Raw genomic sequence first — 17,736 nt, 5'->3', positions numbered from 1 at the left:
AACGGCTAACATTTGCGCGCCCGACCCTTCGGGCTTCCGGGCTTTAAGGTGAAGCTTTTGGACCGGATTAACCGGATCAACCGAATTCCGAACGATCCCGCGTGCGGTTTTTATCCGATAAATCCTGTTTGGAACCTTCACAATCATTCACTCACCCCGACCACTTGCCCACGGGTCCGCAATGGTGGCGCGACCCATTGCACCGCATTATACTATAATTGAGATAGTGGCATCGATACAAATAGTGTAAATTACAACACTTTTAAATTGTAAACACGATCACTCCTGTTGCTTGCCGGGCGCGAGGAGTTGTGATCGTTTCAACTTGGGTTCTTCTCCGCGTGAAAAGCTCTTCACCGCGACCGCGCGAGTGCTGGGTCGCGGATCTCGTACTCGGCAAGGATGGTGAGTCGGGACGGTTAGTCGAAGCGCCAGTCTCTCCAACGCGGGTCGTCAGTGATCGTCCTTTTTGATCCCCAATCGCTCCAGTTGCGCGGCCAGGGTCTGGTAGTTCCGGTAGCCGAGTAACTCGGCCGCGCGCCGTTGGACCCCGTCGGCCTCTGCCAGTGCGCGACGCAAGTAGTGGCGCTGGATCTCTTCGAGGTGCCGTTCCAGCGAGAACCGTCCGCCTAGCGGCACTTCCAGCAAGTCTGCCGGGGCCTGCCCCGGAACCTCGGCGACCGCGTCGTCGAGATCCCGCCGGTCGATCACGTCCCCGTCGGTCATCACCGCGGCCTGAACCAACGTGTTGTACAACTGCCGCACGTTTCCGGGCCACGAGTGCCCCTTCACGTACCCGAGGGCCGAGGGGGACAGGCGCTTGGGCCGGAACCCCGGCTCCTGCCGGGCGAAGTCGCGGTTGATCCGACCGAGCAACCGTTCGGCGATCGCGCCAACGTCGCCGCGCCGCTCTCGCAGCCGCGGGAGCTTAATTGTGATAGTGGCCAGTCGGTAGTACAGATCCTCACGGAACTGGTTCTGCGCGACGCACCCGAGTAGGTCACGATTGGTGGCGGCAACAATGCGAACGTCGCTGGTCCGCGGGCGCGAATCGCCCACCCGACAGAACACCCGTTGACACGGGCTCCCGTCGGGCGGTTGCAGGACGCGCAACAACTTGGCCTGCATTGCGGGATCGCACTCTCCGATCTCATCGAGGAACAGCGTCCCTCCATCCGCCTCCGTGAATGCCCCTTCCCGATCCCGGTCGGCGCCAGTGAACGCCCCCTTCTTGTGGCCGAACAGCTCGCTCTCCAACAGTTCTCGGGAAAGTGCCGCGCAATTGATGGCCACGAACGGCCCCTCGCGCCGCGGACTCGCATCATGAACGGCACGGGCGAATAGCTCCTTACCGGTGCCGCTTTCGCCCAGGATCAGGACCGACACACCGCGCCGCGCGGCCCGGCGCGCCCGCCCCACCGCGACCCGAATGCCGTGGCTGTCACCCGCCACGTCCTGGAACCCCTGCACGTCTTGTGGACTTTGGGCCGCTAAGAGTTGGAGCCGGGCGTCCGCGTCGCGCAGAACTTGGGGAACGTAGTCCACCACCAAGTCGAACGGGATCGTGGTGACCCAGGCCCGCCCGTCGTGGGTCTGGTAGAAAGTGGCCGGTTGGTACTTACTCTTCCCCAGCAGCACCCAGATCGCCGTCATGGTGGGGGTGCCAGGGCTGAGGTGGATGCACAACTCCTCGTCGGCGACCCGCGGGAGCCGGATGATCGACGCCAGTTCGGTGTCCACGAGTTGGAAGATTTCGACGTAATCGGTCGGGTTGTTCACCTTGATGGGGTGGAGGACCGGGGAGCCGCCGACCCACCGGGCGTACAGCCGGTTCCGCGGGCCTGGGTGACTGGTCAGCAGGTGGACCTCGTCGAACGATTCGTGGTCGAGCAGCGTTTTGAGCGGCCCCGCCTGGCCGGTGAGCGGTGTCGGCGGGTTCAGCCCGCGCAACACATCGGCCTGCTGGTCCGGCGGAAGGGTCGCGGCCAGCGCCCGAAAATCGGCGTACCCGATCCACGACACGAGCACGCGGCGAGTAGCCATAATCAGAACCATTATTTTGGATGAAGTGACAAAATATTTTGTAACCCCATCGGTACCCGAGATCAACACACCGCGAAGCGCGAACCGTTATTTCGCACGATTCTTTTCGCTAGTCGGATTGCTCCGAACTGCTGACTCGACCAGAACTTGCTCCTCCTCATTGGCCCTCGAACTCTGGGCACATTTCACTCGCTCAGCTCGCAAGAAAATGTATTTGGCACCGAGCGTGTTTTTACCATCGGCACCTTCTCCAGTCCCTTGTTCGGTCGGTCTGGTGCCGGCGAGCCGTAGGCGAAGGTTACCCACTCGTGTCCGTCCGTTTGGGCGGGAGTAACGATGCCGCTGGCGGTGCCAGCACATGCGGGCTCATCCCCCGCAATCGCGCTCGGTGGGGTGGAAGTGGACTATCCGCGACCGCCCCACCGACCCCGCGGTTCACTCGTCACTCACTCATCACATTCCCGATATCCCATCCGAGGAGCGGCCTTGACCGTTCGCTACGCCGCGCACTTCGCGCCCCGTCACACGCCCCAAAACGAACCGATCCCGGGAAGCACGCAGGTCCGCAACTCCGCGGGCGGCTTCTCGTTCGCCGTTGATGACTGGACCCGCCTCGACCGGTTCCTCGTGCTCGGTGCCGAAGGCGGGAGCTACTACGCTGACGAGCGGGAACTGACGCTTCAGAACGCCGAAGCCGTGCGCCGGTGCATCGAAGCCGACGGGAGCCGGACCGTAACTCGGATCGTTGAAATTAGCGAAGCGGGGCGCGCACCGAAGAACGACCCGGCCGTATTCGCGCTGGCGATGGCCGCGGGTATGGGCAGCCCCGGCACGCGGGCACAGGCTCTCGCCGCTGTTCCGCGTGTATGCCGAATCGGTACGCACCTGTTCCAGTTCGTGGAGGGCGTTGAAGCGTTCCGCGGTTGGGGGCGGGCACTGCGCCGGGCCGTGGGGAAGTGGTACACCGAAAAGGCGCCGCGCGATTTGGCCCATCAGCTCAGCAAGTATCAGCAGCGCGGTGGGTGGGCGCACCGGGATCTGCTTCGCTTGTGTCACGTCAAAGCGAGCGAACCGTCGAACACCGCGCTCCGATGGGCCGTCGGAAAGGGAGAGTTGCCCGACGCCGTAGACGTGAGCGATCCGCTCGCGCCGATCGTGGGATTTGAAGCCGCCAAACGCGCGACCGATCCGGCCGAAGTGGTCCGCCTGATCCGCGAATACACTCTGCCCCGGGAGTGTGTCCCGACCCGGTGGCTGAACCGAATGGACGTGTGGGACGCACTTCTGGAGCACATGCCACTCGGTGCCCTGGTGCGAAATCTCGCGACAATGACACGAGTCGGCTTACTGACACCGGAGTCGGCCGCGGTGGATCGAGTCGTCACGGCCTTGGCCGATACCGAGCGCCTGCGCCGGTCCCGGCTCCACCCAATTACCGTACTCGCGGCACTAAGAACTTACGCGGCCGGTCGCGGAGTTCGCGGACGCGGTTTTTGGGTTCCGGTACAGCGGGTTGTGGATGCGCTCGATGGAGCCTTTCACGCAGCGTTCGGTAACGCCGAGCCGACTAACAAGAAATCGCTCCTGGCACTGGATGTATCCGGGAGCATGGGCTGGAGTGCAATCGCCGGTGTGCCTGGTTTATCAGCCCGCGACGGCGCCGCGGCAATGGCCCTGGTTACGGCCGCAACCGAGCCGAATCACCACGTCGTCGGATTCACCGGGCGCGGGTTCCAATTCACGGGTACCCAGGCAGCGACCTTCGGCGCCTGGTCCGCGTACCCGAACTCCGGGAGCGGGGTCGAGATGCTGCCGATCCGCCCCAACCAGCGCCTCGACGACGCGATCCGCGTTGTGGACAACCTGCCGATGGGTCCGACCGACTGCGCGCTACCGATGCTCTACGCCCTGGAACGGAAACTCGCGGTCGACGTGTTCGTCGTGTACACGGACAGCGAAACCTGGCACGGAGACATTCACCCGGTCCAGGCGCTTCAACGGTACCGGGAGAAAACGGGGATCGGGGCGAAATTGATCGTCGTGGGGATGGTGTCGAACGGGTTCAGCATCGCTGATCCGGACGACGCGGGGATGATGGACGTGGTCGGGTTCGACACGGCCGTTCCGCAACTGATGAGCCAATTCGCTATTGGAGACGGTCCCCGCTCGTGACCGCAAAGGAGCTGGGCGTCACCTCGTTGAGTCGGTGGACGGCCGCACTTCGTCGAATGCGTGCTCGAACGCCGGCACCTGTCGCAACTCTTCGATGACGGCGCGAACGGAATCATACTTGGCGCGCGAATGGAGCCGCTCGGCCACGAGATTCCGGGCCGAACGGGAGAGTGTCGGGATCAGCTTTTTAAGCACCGCCACGAGTTCGGTATCGTCCGGCTCCTCGAAGACGCGCCGGCACAGCACTTCGACCGTTGCTCGCTCGAACGCCGGTACTTGCCGCAGGTAAGTCAGAACCACTGCAAGGTCCGAATCTCTCCGAGCGGAATACTCACTGTTCTCAACGAGGAATTCGTGCCTCTCCGGGGCCATTCCCGGCAGTCTGTCCCGGAGGCCGGCCAGAATCAGTTCGCGTTCAACCCCTTCCGCAGCGAGGCGACACAGAAGAAGGAGCGCCCGGTCATTGGTATCCACGCGCTCCCAAAGCGACGGGAGCGCGTGTTCGCGGTAACTGCACAAGATCGCCTCGAGCGCCCGCCACCAGCACTCGATCCACTCGGTCATGCTCCGCTTGCGGGCCTCGAAGTTCGGGTGCGGTTCGCCGATGCTCTCGTAGCGCCGCCACAATTCGGGAATGACCTCCGGGCCGAACTGAAGCGGGAACTGTCGGGCCTCGCGGTTCACATCAACACGCCACGACCCGGCCGCGATCAACGCGATAGCCTCATCGAACCCCAACCCGGCCAGAACCAGTTGCGGCTGATTGGGATCGGATGCGGTCAGGAACGTTTTGCGAAACCAACCGACCAGCCCCATGTGTTCGCCCCTACTTGATCCTCGGAACAGTAAGCGCTCCCCAAACGCATGCCGCCCTGTTCCCGCACCCCAATAGGACACGAGGTTGTCCCGTATGTTCGGGGCGGCACTTCTGTCAGCCGTTCTACTCAAGCCCGTTACGGGTACGCACATTTTCGGCTGCATCGTGTTGGGGGACCGCAGTCGCGCGGTATTGTTGTCTGGACGATAGTTGTCTGAACAGCTATTTTCACTCCGTGAAGACCGCCGCTCACTGAGGTAGCGATGTCCCAAAGCGAAGCGCTACGTGTTTTTCGGCCGAATCCGTGGATCGGTGCGGCCGTGTATACCGGCCTGCTCGTCGCCGGGATCGGGATCTTCCTACTCATTTGTCGCGCGGGTTCGGGGCTGACCGTCCCGCCCGCATCAGACACCGCGGCTGCCGCAAGCGGGGCAATCAAGCACGAACCGGTCAACATCGTACTGCACGTTTTGGGGACGCTCGCTGCCGTTATTTTCCTCGGTTCGCTTCTCGGCAAAGTGTGCCGGCGTATCGGTCAGCCGCCAGTAATTGGAGAAGTGCTCGCGGGGATTATGCTCGGGCCGTCGCTACTCGGAGCCATTTCACCAGAAGCGATGCACGTCCTGATCCCATCCGCGACGACGGACCCCAAGGGACAGGTGACGTCCGCGCTCAAGGCCGTTTCACAGATCGGCGTCGTGCTCTACATGTTCCTGGTCGGGTTGGAACTGAACGCGGCCCGGTTGCGGAAGCAGGCTCACGCCGCGGTCGCCGTTTCTCATGCGAGCATCATTGTGCCGTTTGTGCTCGGTTCGGCCCTCGCGCTGGGTATCTACAAAACTCTCGCTCCAGCCGGCACGACGTTCCTGAGTTTCGCGCTGTTCATGGGCGTCGCGATGTCGATCACCGCGTTCCCCGTTCTCGCCCGAATCCTCACGGATCGCCGGATGTCGCGGACCGAACTCGGCGTCGTCGCCTTAAGTTGCGCAGCAGCAGACGACGTGACCGCGTGGTGTCTTCTGGCACTCATCGTCGGCGTCGCGCAATCGGAGCTGTCGAACGTCGCTGCCATCACCGCGGGCGCTGCGGCCTTCATCGCAATCATGTTCCTAATCGTCCGGCCGCTCGTGACGCGGCTGAGCGCACGGTTCGACGCGACCACTGCGCCGCTCCCGCCGATGGTCATTTCCGGCACGTTCCTCGCGGTGTTGCTGGCCGCTATGACCACGGAAGCGATCGGCATCCACGCTCTGTTCGGCGCGTTCCTGTGTGGGGCGATCGTCCCGCACGACGGGCGCATCGCGCGCGAATTCACTGCGAAACTGAAAGACCCGGTCACGGTGCTACTCCTGCCCGCGTTCTTCGCCTACACCGGGATGCGAACCCAGATCGGGCTGGTTAGCAGTGGCGAGGACTGGCTGTGGTGCTCCGCGATCGTGGTTGTTGCTACTGCGGGGAAGTTCGGCGGCACGCTCGTGGCGGCGCGGCTCACGGGGCAGTCGTGGCGTGACGCCGCAGCGCTCGGAGCACTGATGAACACGCGCGGACTGATGGAACTGATCGTCCTGAACATCGGTCTCGATTTGGGGGTCATCAGCCCGACGCTGTTTGCCATGATGGTTCTGATGGCCCTCATCACCACCGCCATGACCAGCCCGATCGTCAGCCTGCTCGTGCCGCCGGCGCCGCAAGAAGAACAGGCCTCCTGACGAAATCCGATTCTCTCGTTGCCCCAAATGAACCGACCGGCTCGCCATTCACGCGAGCCGGTCGCATTTCAGGGCAACCGCGACGAGATGGCAGTTACAGCCCGGACCAGTAAGCGATCTTACACTTCGGCAGTGCCTTCTGAAGGTCCTCTACACCCTCGGCCGTTACTCTCGTTTGGCCCAAGTTCAAGCGCCTGAGATTCGTAAGCGCCTCAAGCTCTTGAAGACCCACGTCCGTGATCAGTACCTTGGTCAGATCGAGGTCGGAAAGAGACTTGAGTGCCGCCAACTCACTCATCCCCGCATCAGTAATCTTCGTGTAACTCAAGGAAAGTTGTACCAACTTGGGTAGCGTGGCGATCCCCTTCAGCCCCGCGTCTGTAATTTTCGTGCTACCCAACTGAAGTTGAGTGAGGTTCTTCAAAGTACCTAATTCGTTGAACCCGGCGTCGGTCACGTTCTGGGCGTATAGCGCCAGCCAAGTGAGGCTCGTGAGTGCGGCGAGTTCCTTCACGCCCGCGTCCGTGATCGCATCGCCGCCGATCACGAGCGTGGTGAGATTCTTGAGTGCACGCAATTCCTTGATCCCAACCGCCGTCACGTTCGTGTTACTCAAACTCAGGGCAGTGAGTTTTGTGAGCGCAGTCAATTCCTTCACGCCCGCGTCCGTTATCGTCGTGGCACTGAGGTGGAGGTAGATAAGGTTCGTGAGCGCACCGATGTCCTTGAGACCCGTGTCCGTCACCTGTGTACCGTCCAAGAGAAGCAAAGTGAGTTTTGTGAGTACCCGTAATTCCTTCATACCCGCGTCCCCGACGCGGCTTTGATCCAAGGTGAGTTCGGTGAGGTTCGTGAGCGCAGCTACACCTTTAAGGCCCACATCCGTCACCTGAGTGTTTCCCAAGTACAACTTGCTCAGTTTCTTGAGCCCACTCAGTGCCTTAATCCCCTCATCAGTCACCCGAGTTCGAGTCAAATTCAAAGCAGTGAGATTTGTGAGCGCAGCCAGCTCCTTCACACCCGTATCCGTCACCTGGGTGCCGTAGAGATCCAATTGCGTGAGGCCCGTGAGTGCGGCCGCGCTCTTCAAGCCCGCGTCCGTTGCCGCGCCCCCTGGAGAAAGCCGGGTGAGGTTCTTGAACACCACCAGTTCTTTCACGGACACATCCGTCACTTTGCCGCTCAGGTGAAGTTCGGTGAGGTTCTGAAGCGGGGCCAGTTCCTTCACGCCCGCGTCCGTCACTTGAGTACCGCTCAAATCGAGTGCGGTGAGGTTCGTCAGTGCGGCCACGGCCTTCATAGCCGTGTTGGTCACTCCCACGCCGGAGAGCGTTAACTTGGTGAGTTTCTTGAAGACCGCCAGTTCTTTGAGGCCCGTATTCGTCACTTTTGAATAACCGAGATCGAGCGTTGTGAGGTTCTTGAATGCGGCCAGTTCCTTGAGGTCCGAGTTCTTCGCCTTTGTGGACTGAAGGCTCACCCCCACTACCGGCTTACCCGGCACCTTTTCGTCGCGAGTGACCGTTCCGCCCAATTTCTCCACGAACTCCACCGCCCGCGCCTCGGCGTCATCAACCGGCTCCACCGCTACGGGCGCGGTCGGTGGTTGCAGTGGTGCTGGTGCCTCAGCAACGGGTACGGGTACCTGCGGCGCTGCTGACTTGGCACCCGCCAGCACCACCCCGAGCCCCACCAACCCGAGCGCGACGGCACTCACGCCATATGCAATTACCTTCTGCGAGAGCATGGACGTTGTTACCCCTCGTGCGAGAACCGCTACGGAAGAACACGTCGTGTTTCCTCCGGTCAGAAAATCGAACACGAGGGCCACGGTGCGGTGGTTCAGTTCGGGCGGAACAGTCGCAGTTACTTCGCCGATACCAGTAACCAGAGCCGCGGCCACAGTGGGAACCACGCCGCGGCGTTCCAGTCGGAGCCGGAGTACCGACTTGGCACGTTCCAGGCGCCGGCGCAGGGTGCGCGGGTCGCGTCCGAGTTGGGCCGCAGCGCGCTCCTGGGTGTACCCCTGGAGTAAGCACAGCACGACCGGCCCGCGAAGCGCGTCCGGGAGTCGCGTGAGTTCCTCGTCCAGAATCTGGAACTGCTCGACCAGTTCCGCGGGTCGGTCGGTCCACGCGCCCCCGCGGACCTGAGCCGCGTCGGTTTCGTAACGTGCCCGACGACCGGACCCGCGACTCATCTGTCGCGCCACGCGGCCCGCTACTCCAGCCAGCCACGCACCCAGCGCGCCCGCCCTCTGAGCCGCACGCAGTTTGGTGGCGAGAACCAGGAACGTGGCCTGAAACGCATCATCCGCGCCCGCGGAACCAACTAGGCGCCGACAGATCCGGTACACCACCGGTCCGTGGCGCTGGACCAATTCTGCGAACGCAGATTCGTCGCGTGTACGACCAAAACGGTCGAGTAATTCGCTATCCGGGATCGGCGGTTCGGCGCAGCGCAGTAGCGGGAGCAGTACGTCCATCTCCAATCCTCGTGTTCGAGGCGTTCTCTCAAATCGCGTGGTAATGCCCGCTCAGCGCCAAAAGCGGACAGATTTTTCTGGGACACTTCGCGGCCCGATCTCACAACCAGCGGCAAGCGCGGCCGGTTTGTGAGATGAGCCTTCGGTCTGCGGAAATCTTCCCGCAGACCGAAGGCTCGTGCCACAAGCAAGAACAATCGTAACGCTTACCGCTTCTTCTCGACGTACTTCTTCGGTTCCGGTTCGCTCACGATCTTGAGCAGTTCGACCACGATGTCGTCGCTGGTGCGGCCCTCGGCCTGGGCCTGGAAGTTCGCGCTGACCCGGTGGCGCAGCACGGGGATTGCGGCCTTCTTGATGTCGTCGATGGCGACGCTCGGTCGGCCGTCCATCGCGGCGAACGCCTGACCCGCTTGCGCGAGGAAGATGCCCGCACGCGGCCCGGCACCCCAATCCACGAGGCGCTTGATGAGTTCGGGCGCGCTCGGGTCTTTGGGCCGCGTCGCCCGCACCAGTTTCACGATGAACTCGTTCACGAACGGCGGCACTTCCACCTTTTTCACCAGCTTCTGCCACGCGATGATGCGTTCCGCGGTCAGCACCTTCGTCAGCTCCGGCTTCTCGCTGCGGGTGCTCATCAGAACGATGTGGCGCTCGTCCTCCAGGGTCGGGTAGTCCACCTTCACGTTGAACATGAACCGGTCGAGCTGCGCTTCGGGGAGCGGGTACGTCCCTTCCTGTTCGATCGGGTTCTGTGTCGCGATCACGAAGAACGGCTCGGGCAGCTTCATCGTGTCCTGGCCCGCGGTCACCTGGCGCTCCTGCATCGCTTCGAGGAGCGCGGCCTGGGTCTTCGGTGGGGTCCGGTTGATCTCGTCGGCCAGCACGATGTTCGCGAAGATCGGCCCGCGCACGAACCGGAACTCGCGCTTGCCCTCGGCCGTCTCGTCCAGCACGGTCGTTCCGGTAATGTCCGAGGGCATCAGGTCCGGGGTGAACTGCACGCGCTTGAACGCGATGCTCAGGATCTGCGCGATGGAGCTGACCATCAGCGTCTTCGCCAGCCCCGGTACGCCCACTAGGAGGCAGTGCCCGCGCGTGAAGATCGCGGCCAGAACTTGCTCAACGACCTCGCTCTGCCCGACGACCACCTGCCGGAGCTGATCGAGCATCGCGACGCGGTCGGCGGAAAACTTGTTCAGGTAGTCCGTGAAACGGTCATCGGCCACAGGTGCGGCTCCGGTGCGTGTTGGGAACGAGAGACGGCATTTTACCAATTCACGCGCCGAAATGATTGCCCCACCCGATCGCAGGCGCTGCGAGTTAGCGACGGAGTCCCTGGAGGCGCGTCCCGGCCGCGTGAAGCGTCTCGTCCTTCTTCGCGAACATGAACCGCACGAGGTGCCGGCCGTCGGCCTTCGGGTCGTGGAAGCTGCTTCCGGGCACGCCCGCGACGCCCACAGTTTCGATCATGTGCCGAACGAACGACACATCGTCCAACGTGCTGAGGGCGGTGAAGTCGGCCATCACGTAGTAGGCACCGTCCGGCGGGCGCACCGCGAACCCGGCCCGTTCGAGGTACGGCACGAACAGGTCACGGCGATGCTGGTAGTGATCTCGGAGGCCGTCGAAGTAAGTTTGTGGCAGAGCCAGCGCTGTGGCCCCGGCAACTTGCAACGGGTGCGGCGCCCCAACAGTCAGGAAGTCGTGGGCTTTGCGGATGCCCGCGGTGATCGCCTCGGGCGCGACGCAGTAACCCAGCCGCCAACCGGTCGCGCTGAACGTCTTCGACAGCCCGCTAATCGTTACCGTGCGCTCCGCCATTCCGGGCAGCGACGCGATGCTGATGTGCGGCCGAGATGTGAAGTTGATGTACTCGTAGATTTCGTCCGAAATGGCGACCGCGTTGAACTCCTGACACAGCGCCGCGATTGTTTCGAGTTCCGCGCGGGTGAACACCTTGCCCGTCGGGTTGTTGGGCGTGTTCAGGATGACGGCTTTGGTCTTCGCAGAGAACGCGGCACGAAGTTCGTCGGGGTCAAAGGACCAGTCCGGAGAGCGGAGCGACACCCACTTCGGAGTCGCTCCGGTGAGTTTCGCGTCCGGTCCGTAGTTCTCGTAGAAGGGCTGGAAGATCACCACCTCGTCGCCCGGGTCGATCAGCGCGAGCATGGTCGCCATCATGCACTCGGGCGCCGCAGCAAACCGTGACGTGTGCGTCCGCGTCGACCCATTCCAGCCCGTTGAACGCGCGCATCTTCGCCGCGATCGCCTTTCGCAAACTCGCGATGCCCCACGTCACCGCGTACTGGTTGAACCCGTCGCGCACGGCCCGGCACGCGGCCTCCTTCACCTCCTCCGGCGGGTCGAAGTCCGGCATCCCCTGACCGAGATTGATCGCCCCGTACTGCTGCGCGATCCGGCTCATCTCCCGAATGACCGACTCCGTGAAGTGCTGTACGCGACTCGCGAGCATGTTGACCTTTGGAATAACGATCGAAATTGTGGCTCAGGGGTTACATCGGACGGCGCATCAAGTCCCTTGAACCGCAGAGGACGTCCGCGACCGCAATTATCATTTTACGAAGCTGTATAGTCGCAAACGGCGGTCACGCCGCGTTTTGGCGAACGGCTGAGGTGGGTTGGCTGGTAAAGTGCTTTTGACGTTAACTACTTCAAGGAACGCCTTTCGCCCACTGCGCGCGAAAGTTCCACATCACATCGCTGCCACTGGCCTCCTGCCCCCGCACCTTCACGAGCGGTTGTCACGATCTCGTTACAAATCGCCTTGAGAATTGCGTTTGCAGCACCGCAGTAAGTTGAGTTAAGATTGGGCGATGTCGAGTGGTCACGATTTGCCCTCTCCTGTTAATTCCTTACCCACTAATCGTCTCTTTCCTACACCCGTTATTCCGTGCAGGACCGGACGGGTAGCGAAGACCTCGTGGAGAACTCCCATGCCCCGCAGTTGGTTGCTCGCGACCCTGGCGGCGTGTGTGGTGGGCGGCGTGATCGCCATCCCCGCACCCCAACCGGCCTGCGCTGCCGACGACAAGGACAAGGAACAGAAGAAGGCCATCGAGAAGGCCATCGAGAAGGGGTTGGAGTACCTGAAGAAGACCCAGGCTCAAGACGGTCACTGGGAGGCGCAGGGCGGTCAGTACCCGACCACGATGACGGCGCTGGCGGGCATGGCGTTCCTCATGGAAGGCAGCACCCTTAAGGAAGGCAAGTATTCCGATCAAGTGAAGAAAGCCGTCGATTGGTTCCTCGCACCCGCGCGCCAACAAGCCAACGGCATGCTCGGCGACGTCCGCAACCCCACCGAATCGACCCGGTACATGTACGGTCAGGGTTTCGGGACGATGTTCCTGGCGAGCGTGTACGGGGAGGAAGAGGACAAGGAACAGCGCGAGAAGCTCGAGAAGCTGCTGAAGAAGGCGGTCGAGTTTATCTGCAAGGCGCAGACCCTCAAGAAGCACCGCAAGGCCGAGGGCAAGGACATGGACATCGGCGGGTGGGGGTACGTCAGCGCCGCCGACGGGGGAAACTTCGACGAGGGGTCCGTCACCATCACCGCGCTCCAGGGGCTGCGCGCGGCTCGGAACGCGGGCATTCCGGTCCCCAAGGAGAACATCGACAAGGCCGTCAACTACCTCGAAGCCTGTACCACCACCGACGGCGGCATCATTTATAACTACACCGGCGGCGTTGCGGGGCGCGGACAGGGCCGCCCGCCGCTGACGGCCGCGGCGATCTGCTGCGGGTTCAGCGCGGGCCAGTACAAGACCGATCTCCCCAAGCGCTGGCTCAAATACTGCAAGGATAACGAAGGGAACTTCTTAGCGAAGGGTCGCCAGGCCCACGACGAGTATCAGACATACTACTTCGGTCAGGCCATGTACTCGCTGGGCGACGAGCGCTACGGCGAGATGTTCCCGGACCAGAAGGAGAAGGACAAGTGGCTCTCTTGGGCGCGGTTCAAGGACTGCTACTTCCCGCAAATCCTCGACAACCAGGAAAAGAATAGCGGCGCCTGGACCGCGGGCGGCATCGGGCCGGTATACACCACCAGCATCAATTTATGTTTGCTCCAGTTGGAGAAGGGCATTCTGCCTATCTACCAGCGCTGAAACGCACTGGATGTAACGCGAGACCACCGTCGGGCGAAGCCAATGTGCTCTACTCGACGGTGGCGTTGTTTATGGATGCGAAGCCGCGGATGGCGCAGATCACACGGATTGAGGCAACAGGCACCCAGCAAAAAATTAACCCGCCCAGGTCGGGGAAGCGAGGGCGCGGGGCGGCCTCACCCAACCTGGGCGGCGTTCCGAAGGCGAACCGGAACTGTTTCAGTGATGTTTCAGAGATTGACTACTGTCCGGCAGTCAGGAGGGCTGAGCGGTTTGGGCTAGGTGTAGTGATGATAGTAGATGTTCCGCCAGCGTGTTAAGATTTTGCCTGATTACTTCCGAACGCGAATCTTTTGACCTCTGTGCGTATTTTCTGCTCACACCGCACGAGAAAAGACAACGGACTGTCCGAATCTCGGACGAACAGCAATTTCTCGTGAAATTTCGGCCCATTCTCTGTTAGCGCCTGGGGCCTACTTTTGTATCTTTCCATCAGACCGGCCGCGGTCAACGAGGTGAATGGGCGACGCCTCGACGATTTGCGGCCGGTCCTTTTTTTGCGCCAAGTCTCGCGATTAGATTGTTCCACTACCACTACGGCGAGCCCGCATCATTTCTCGCTGAAAAATTCCCGAATCTCTACACGATTTCCCGCGTGACGCAGTCGGATGGCGACCAGCTCCGCTTGAGCGTGGAGTTTGTACGTGCCGTGGCTCTGCCAACCTTGCGGCCCGCGGTGAACCATTACCTCGAGCCGGCGCGGGAACAGTGCGGGCGGGTTTGCTTCGGCGGTGGCCGGCATTGAGGTCACGCCGGCGACAGTTGCGGTGGCCATCACAGCGGACAGAATCAATTTGCGAATCATGGCTCTTCCCCGTTCGGGGTCGGCTTCATGCCAACCCTTCCGCGAGTAGAACGGTGCGCGCCTCAAGCGTTGCGCTCGGCCGATGAAACTTTGTGTGATTTTGGAAGCGTTGAACCGCGCACTTGAGGCAGAGATGTGTTCGGCGGAGCCGTAGATAAGTTCGGTAAACTGGAGCGCATTCAAACGGCGAGGGCCGGCACTAACCGGCCCCTCACATCTTTGATTTCATTCCGATCACGTGACCCCGATTTCCGCGAACTCCAAGTGATTCCGGCAATGCCGGTACCAGTCCGCGGACGACGCGGCCGTCGGGAGCCACGCTTCGAGCGGCCGGTAGGGGCGGAAATCCCCGTTCTCGTAGAGCATGATGTCATTCGAGCTCGGCGATTGCACGGCGAGCTGAACCCAACCGTTCTGGGCCATCGTCTTCCCGAGCGGGTTGCCGTTAAGCACCTTGTGCATGATCTCGGGCGTGGTTTCGCACACGATCAGCAGGCGCACGGGTTCATGGATCTCGACCATCTGCCACGGCAGCCCGGTACGCAAATCGCTCGCAGCGCCGTCCATCACACCCAGTAGCGCCGTGATGTTGTGCGGGAGTTTGGTTCCGCACCCGTACCCCGGTGAATCGGTGTGCGAGAAGTAGTATTCGAGGTTGATCCCGCCACAGACCGGAAAAATCGCGGCCATCGTGCGGGCCAGGATCGTACCGTTCTCGTCGTCCTGAGTCGGGTCGTATGCCGTCAGAAATGCGCGCCTGTCAAGGAACAGCCCCCGCGTGCGCTCCCGGCGCCCCACGTGCGTGATGGCGTTGGTCGCGTGCCCCAATTCTGGTCGCGTTTGGGCCAGATCCTCGCTCCGCTCCTCGACGTGGCGCCGGGCTTCGGACGGGGTCAGGTCCAGAGGGGCAGACATGAACCGGCGGCAGCGTTCGTGTGCGTTGCGGTCGAGCGCCTGTTCGATCTCGGAGCACGCCCGGTTGAACTCGGCCCGGTGCGTGTCCGGTACGCGGTCCAGGTCGAACAGAGTGACCGAATCGTTGCACGTGTTGTGGAACCCGCCGACGAACCACGTCGAGTCCGGAATCGCGATCCCGTTCTGTTCGAGCCGCCGGCGCACCCGTGGGTCGTTGAGCACCTGAGCCGCCCCGCGCCCGTTCGGCGCGCCGGGTGACCCGCCGCACGCACCGCAGTCGTAAGCGGACTTATGCGGGTTGTTCAAACTGGACGAGCCGTGCCCGATCGTAAACACGAGGCGGGCGAAATTCTTCGTCAGACCCAGGTCGCCGAGCAGTCGCTCAGCACTCGCTACCAACTCGTCGAGCGTGAACCCGAGGTTCCCGTTCGTGGGTCCGGGCGTACACCCCATCTCGCGCTCCAGCACGAGCCGGGTTCGGGATGTGGGGGACACGATCCGCCCGAACCGGTTGCGCGCCCGGGCCGTCAACCGGGGAAACAGTGTTCGGGCCACGAGCGGGATCGAGGCGAAAAACCCGAGGGCGCCCGCGAGCACCGTACCGAGCGCCAGCGACCGACTCCCGAGATGCGCCTGGTGAGCGGCCCGCCCGAGCACCCGGTGCGTTCGGCGCACCCGATCATGGGCGTGCTCCAGGCTCTCGTCGGGGCGTTCCGCGACCCAGTGCTTCGGCGTCATCACGATGGGGCAGAGCGGAATGAAGTGGGCGTCGGTCGCGCCCCTATAGTACATCGGGAGCGCGAAGAACCCGGCGGCGCCGAACGTCTCGCTGTCCGGAGCGACTTCTTCCAGGTGCCGGCGGAACGATTCTTCGCGCTCGTCCAGACACGTCACGACCTGGAATCGCGGTGCGGTCGGCTTCCGCGATGCGTGCAGCGCTAATGCGTCCAGAACTTGCGCGCGAAATCGGGCCTCATACGCGAGGTGGAACACGCACCGGCGCGGGATGTCCGAAAAGCCCTCGATCTCGCGCACGAGCGTTTCCCACGCGGCCGGGGTCAGCCACGCGGCCAGTTCGTCCGGCGACCAGGCGAGTACCTGAGCGAGTTGGAAGATCGAGAACGCGCGCATCTGCGGACTCGGCGGCACCCACGGCTTGAGCCGCGATCGCAGGTGCGCACGCAGTCCCGCGAGCGGCCCCGTGTAGTCGAGCGCCTCACGTGCCGCGTTCTCGATGGCGAGGCGCTCCAGGAGCAACCGCACCGCGACGAACTCGTGCAAGCTTCCCGCTTTCGGGGGAGTCGGCAGCCGGTCGCGGCGCTCCTCGGTCTGGTGAATCATCCCGCCCCAACCACGGAGCGAGAGTAGCGTCGAAGCAATGTACGCATTCCACTCGGCTTCCGGGACACCAAGTGCGGTCAGCGACGCACACGCCGATTCGAGCGGGGATACGTTTCCGTCGAGCAGTCGCGACAGCTCCCTGTCCAACCCGCGGAGCCACCGATTGGGCACCACAGACGACTGACGGTACAGCGTCCCGAACGTGCGGAAAAAACCCTCCTCGCGGTTCGGGAGCTGCCAGTGGGCGACCCCTTGATCGAGGAACGCGGCGCAGAACCGGGTCAAGATTTCGTTCACCGGGATGTCGATATCCACCCCGGCAACCGTCAACAGCAAGTCGCGGTGTCGGATCGGCACTGGCGGCGCGGACGCCGTTTGCGGCACGTTCCGCACCCCTTCGAGGCAACTGTGCCACAGCGATTCCAGCGCGCACGCTTCCCACACTTCTTCGGGCAGCATGTCCACGCCGTCGCTACCGTGCTCCTCCAGCACGCGAACCAACCACGCCGGGCGCTGGTCGGTATTGTTCCCACGAAGGTCACGCATGGCCCACCGGCGGGTTTCACCGATCAGTTTGGACCGCGCCGCGGCCGACGCTTCCGGCCTCACCCGGCGCAGCGCGTCAGTTTCTTCGACGAACCACTGCAGTTCCGCCTCGCTCCGCACTTCCTGCAACGGATACTGGAGCAGCGCCAACCGCAGATCCAGCCTCGTTCCGTAGGGCGGGAACGGCTCCGATGCACGCGAACCGAGGTCGCTCGCCAGCACCGCACGCAGATCCTCGAACCGGATGCGCCCGCGCACGAGCGCGTCGCGGTACCGGTCCTCGGTCATGTACGGCTCGCACCCGAACAACTCGCCCCCGTGCTCCACCGCTTCCGAGAACGGCATGTGCTCGAATGCGTGAAGCGTGTTGTGGTGAATGAAGACCGAAATCGGCCCCTGAGCGGGCAGCTGGTGGGCGGTGTGATCGATTATGTGGCTGAGACGGTCGGCAGGCGAATCGGCCCCCGGTTCGTGAGACTGGGGGTCGGAGTGTGCGGTATTCTTGGCAGCCATAGCTCGCCGCAGTGATATTTATGGGTGGGACTATGAGAAGGCTGCAACTCAGGTGCCAACCACTTTGAACGAGCGGCTGGCACGCAAGCGCCTTTTATCGCTTACAGCCCGCGAATTCCCTCGAGTGCCAGCCCGATCTCGTCGAACTACATTTCTGCCATAACAATCGACAACAGAACGCTTTGAGCCACTCCTGA

At 62.6% G+C, this 17,736-nt stretch carries 11 protein-coding genes; 3 read left to right on the top strand and 8 right to left on the bottom strand.

The genetic code is table 11. From position 1 onward, the window contains the following. Positions 1–453: 453 nt before the first annotated feature. On the bottom strand, positions 454–2,043 hold the full coding sequence (locus VT84_RS18255; RefSeq protein ID WP_162271761.1) for a sigma-54 interaction domain-containing protein: 1,590 nt from the start codon (positions 2,041–2,043) through the stop codon (positions 454–456). A gap of 486 nt (positions 2,044–2,529) precedes the next feature. Between VT84_RS18255 and VT84_RS18250 the strand changes: the two genes are divergently transcribed. Continuing rightward, positions 2,530–4,215, top strand: coding sequence for a TROVE domain-containing protein (locus tag VT84_RS18250; protein WP_204249789.1), 1,686 nt, complete (start codon positions 2,530–2,532; stop codon positions 4,213–4,215). Positions 4,216–4,233: 18 nt separating this feature from the next. On the opposite strand, the gene VT84_RS18245 is transcribed toward VT84_RS18250, so the two are convergent. Continuing rightward, entirely contained in the window at positions 4,234–5,031 is a 798-nt protein-coding gene (locus VT84_RS18245; RefSeq protein WP_082840511.1) for a hypothetical protein, read from the bottom strand. A gap of 264 nt (positions 5,032–5,295) precedes the next feature. Between VT84_RS18245 and VT84_RS18240 the strand changes: the two genes are divergently transcribed. After that, the gene (locus VT84_RS18240; protein WP_082840510.1) at positions 5,296–6,741 is read left to right on the top strand and encodes a cation:proton antiporter; all 1,446 of its coding nucleotides are present in this window, start codon (positions 5,296–5,298) and stop codon (positions 6,739–6,741) included. A 94-nt stretch (positions 6,742–6,835) separates the two neighbouring features. On the opposite strand, the gene VT84_RS18235 is transcribed toward VT84_RS18240, so the two are convergent. The 4 genes from VT84_RS18235 to VT84_RS40930 form a co-directional block, all read right to left on the bottom strand. Next, positions 6,836–9,226, bottom strand: a complete 2,391-nt coding sequence (locus VT84_RS18235) for a sigma-70 family RNA polymerase sigma factor (protein WP_082840509.1) — start codon at positions 9,224–9,226, stop codon at positions 6,836–6,838. 206 nt (positions 9,227–9,432) lie between these two features. Then, entirely contained in the window at positions 9,433–10,455 is a 1,023-nt protein-coding gene (locus VT84_RS18230; RefSeq protein WP_082840508.1) for an AAA family ATPase, read from the bottom strand. 94 nt (positions 10,456–10,549) lie between these two features. Further along, positions 10,550–11,365, bottom strand: coding sequence for a pyridoxal phosphate-dependent aminotransferase (locus tag VT84_RS18225; protein WP_239465926.1), 816 nt, complete (start codon positions 11,363–11,365; stop codon positions 10,550–10,552). Then, complete coding sequence (locus VT84_RS40930; protein ID WP_239465890.1) at positions 11,265–11,702, bottom strand: aminotransferase class I/II-fold pyridoxal phosphate-dependent enzyme; 438 nt, start codon at positions 11,700–11,702, stop codon at positions 11,265–11,267. Before VT84_RS40930 ends, VT84_RS18225 begins: the two co-directional genes overlap by 101 nt. Before the next feature lie 481 nt (positions 11,703–12,183). On the opposite strand from VT84_RS40930, the gene VT84_RS18220 reads away from it, so the two are divergent. Then, entirely contained in the window at positions 12,184–13,359 is a 1,176-nt protein-coding gene (locus VT84_RS18220; protein ID WP_082840507.1) for a prenyltransferase/squalene oxidase repeat-containing protein, read from the top strand. Between the two features lie 610 nt (positions 13,360–13,969). On the opposite strand, the gene VT84_RS18215 is transcribed toward VT84_RS18220, so the two are convergent. Next, complete coding sequence (locus tag VT84_RS18215; RefSeq protein WP_082840506.1) at positions 13,970–14,224, bottom strand: hypothetical protein; 255 nt, start codon at positions 14,222–14,224, stop codon at positions 13,970–13,972. Between the two features lie 234 nt (positions 14,225–14,458). After that, positions 14,459–17,539 (bottom strand): DUF2309 domain-containing protein, encoded by a 3,081-nt coding sequence (locus VT84_RS18210; RefSeq protein ID WP_082840505.1) that lies wholly within the window; start codon positions 17,537–17,539, stop codon positions 14,459–14,461. Positions 17,540–17,736: the final 197 nt, after the last annotated feature.

This window comes from Gemmata sp. SH-PL17, from assembly GCF_001610855.1.
Lineage (GTDB): Bacteria > Planctomycetota > Planctomycetia > Gemmatales > Gemmataceae > Gemmata > Gemmata massiliana.
The sequence above is the reverse complement of the archived record's forward strand: the minus strand, read 5'-3'. Positions and strand labels throughout refer to the sequence as shown.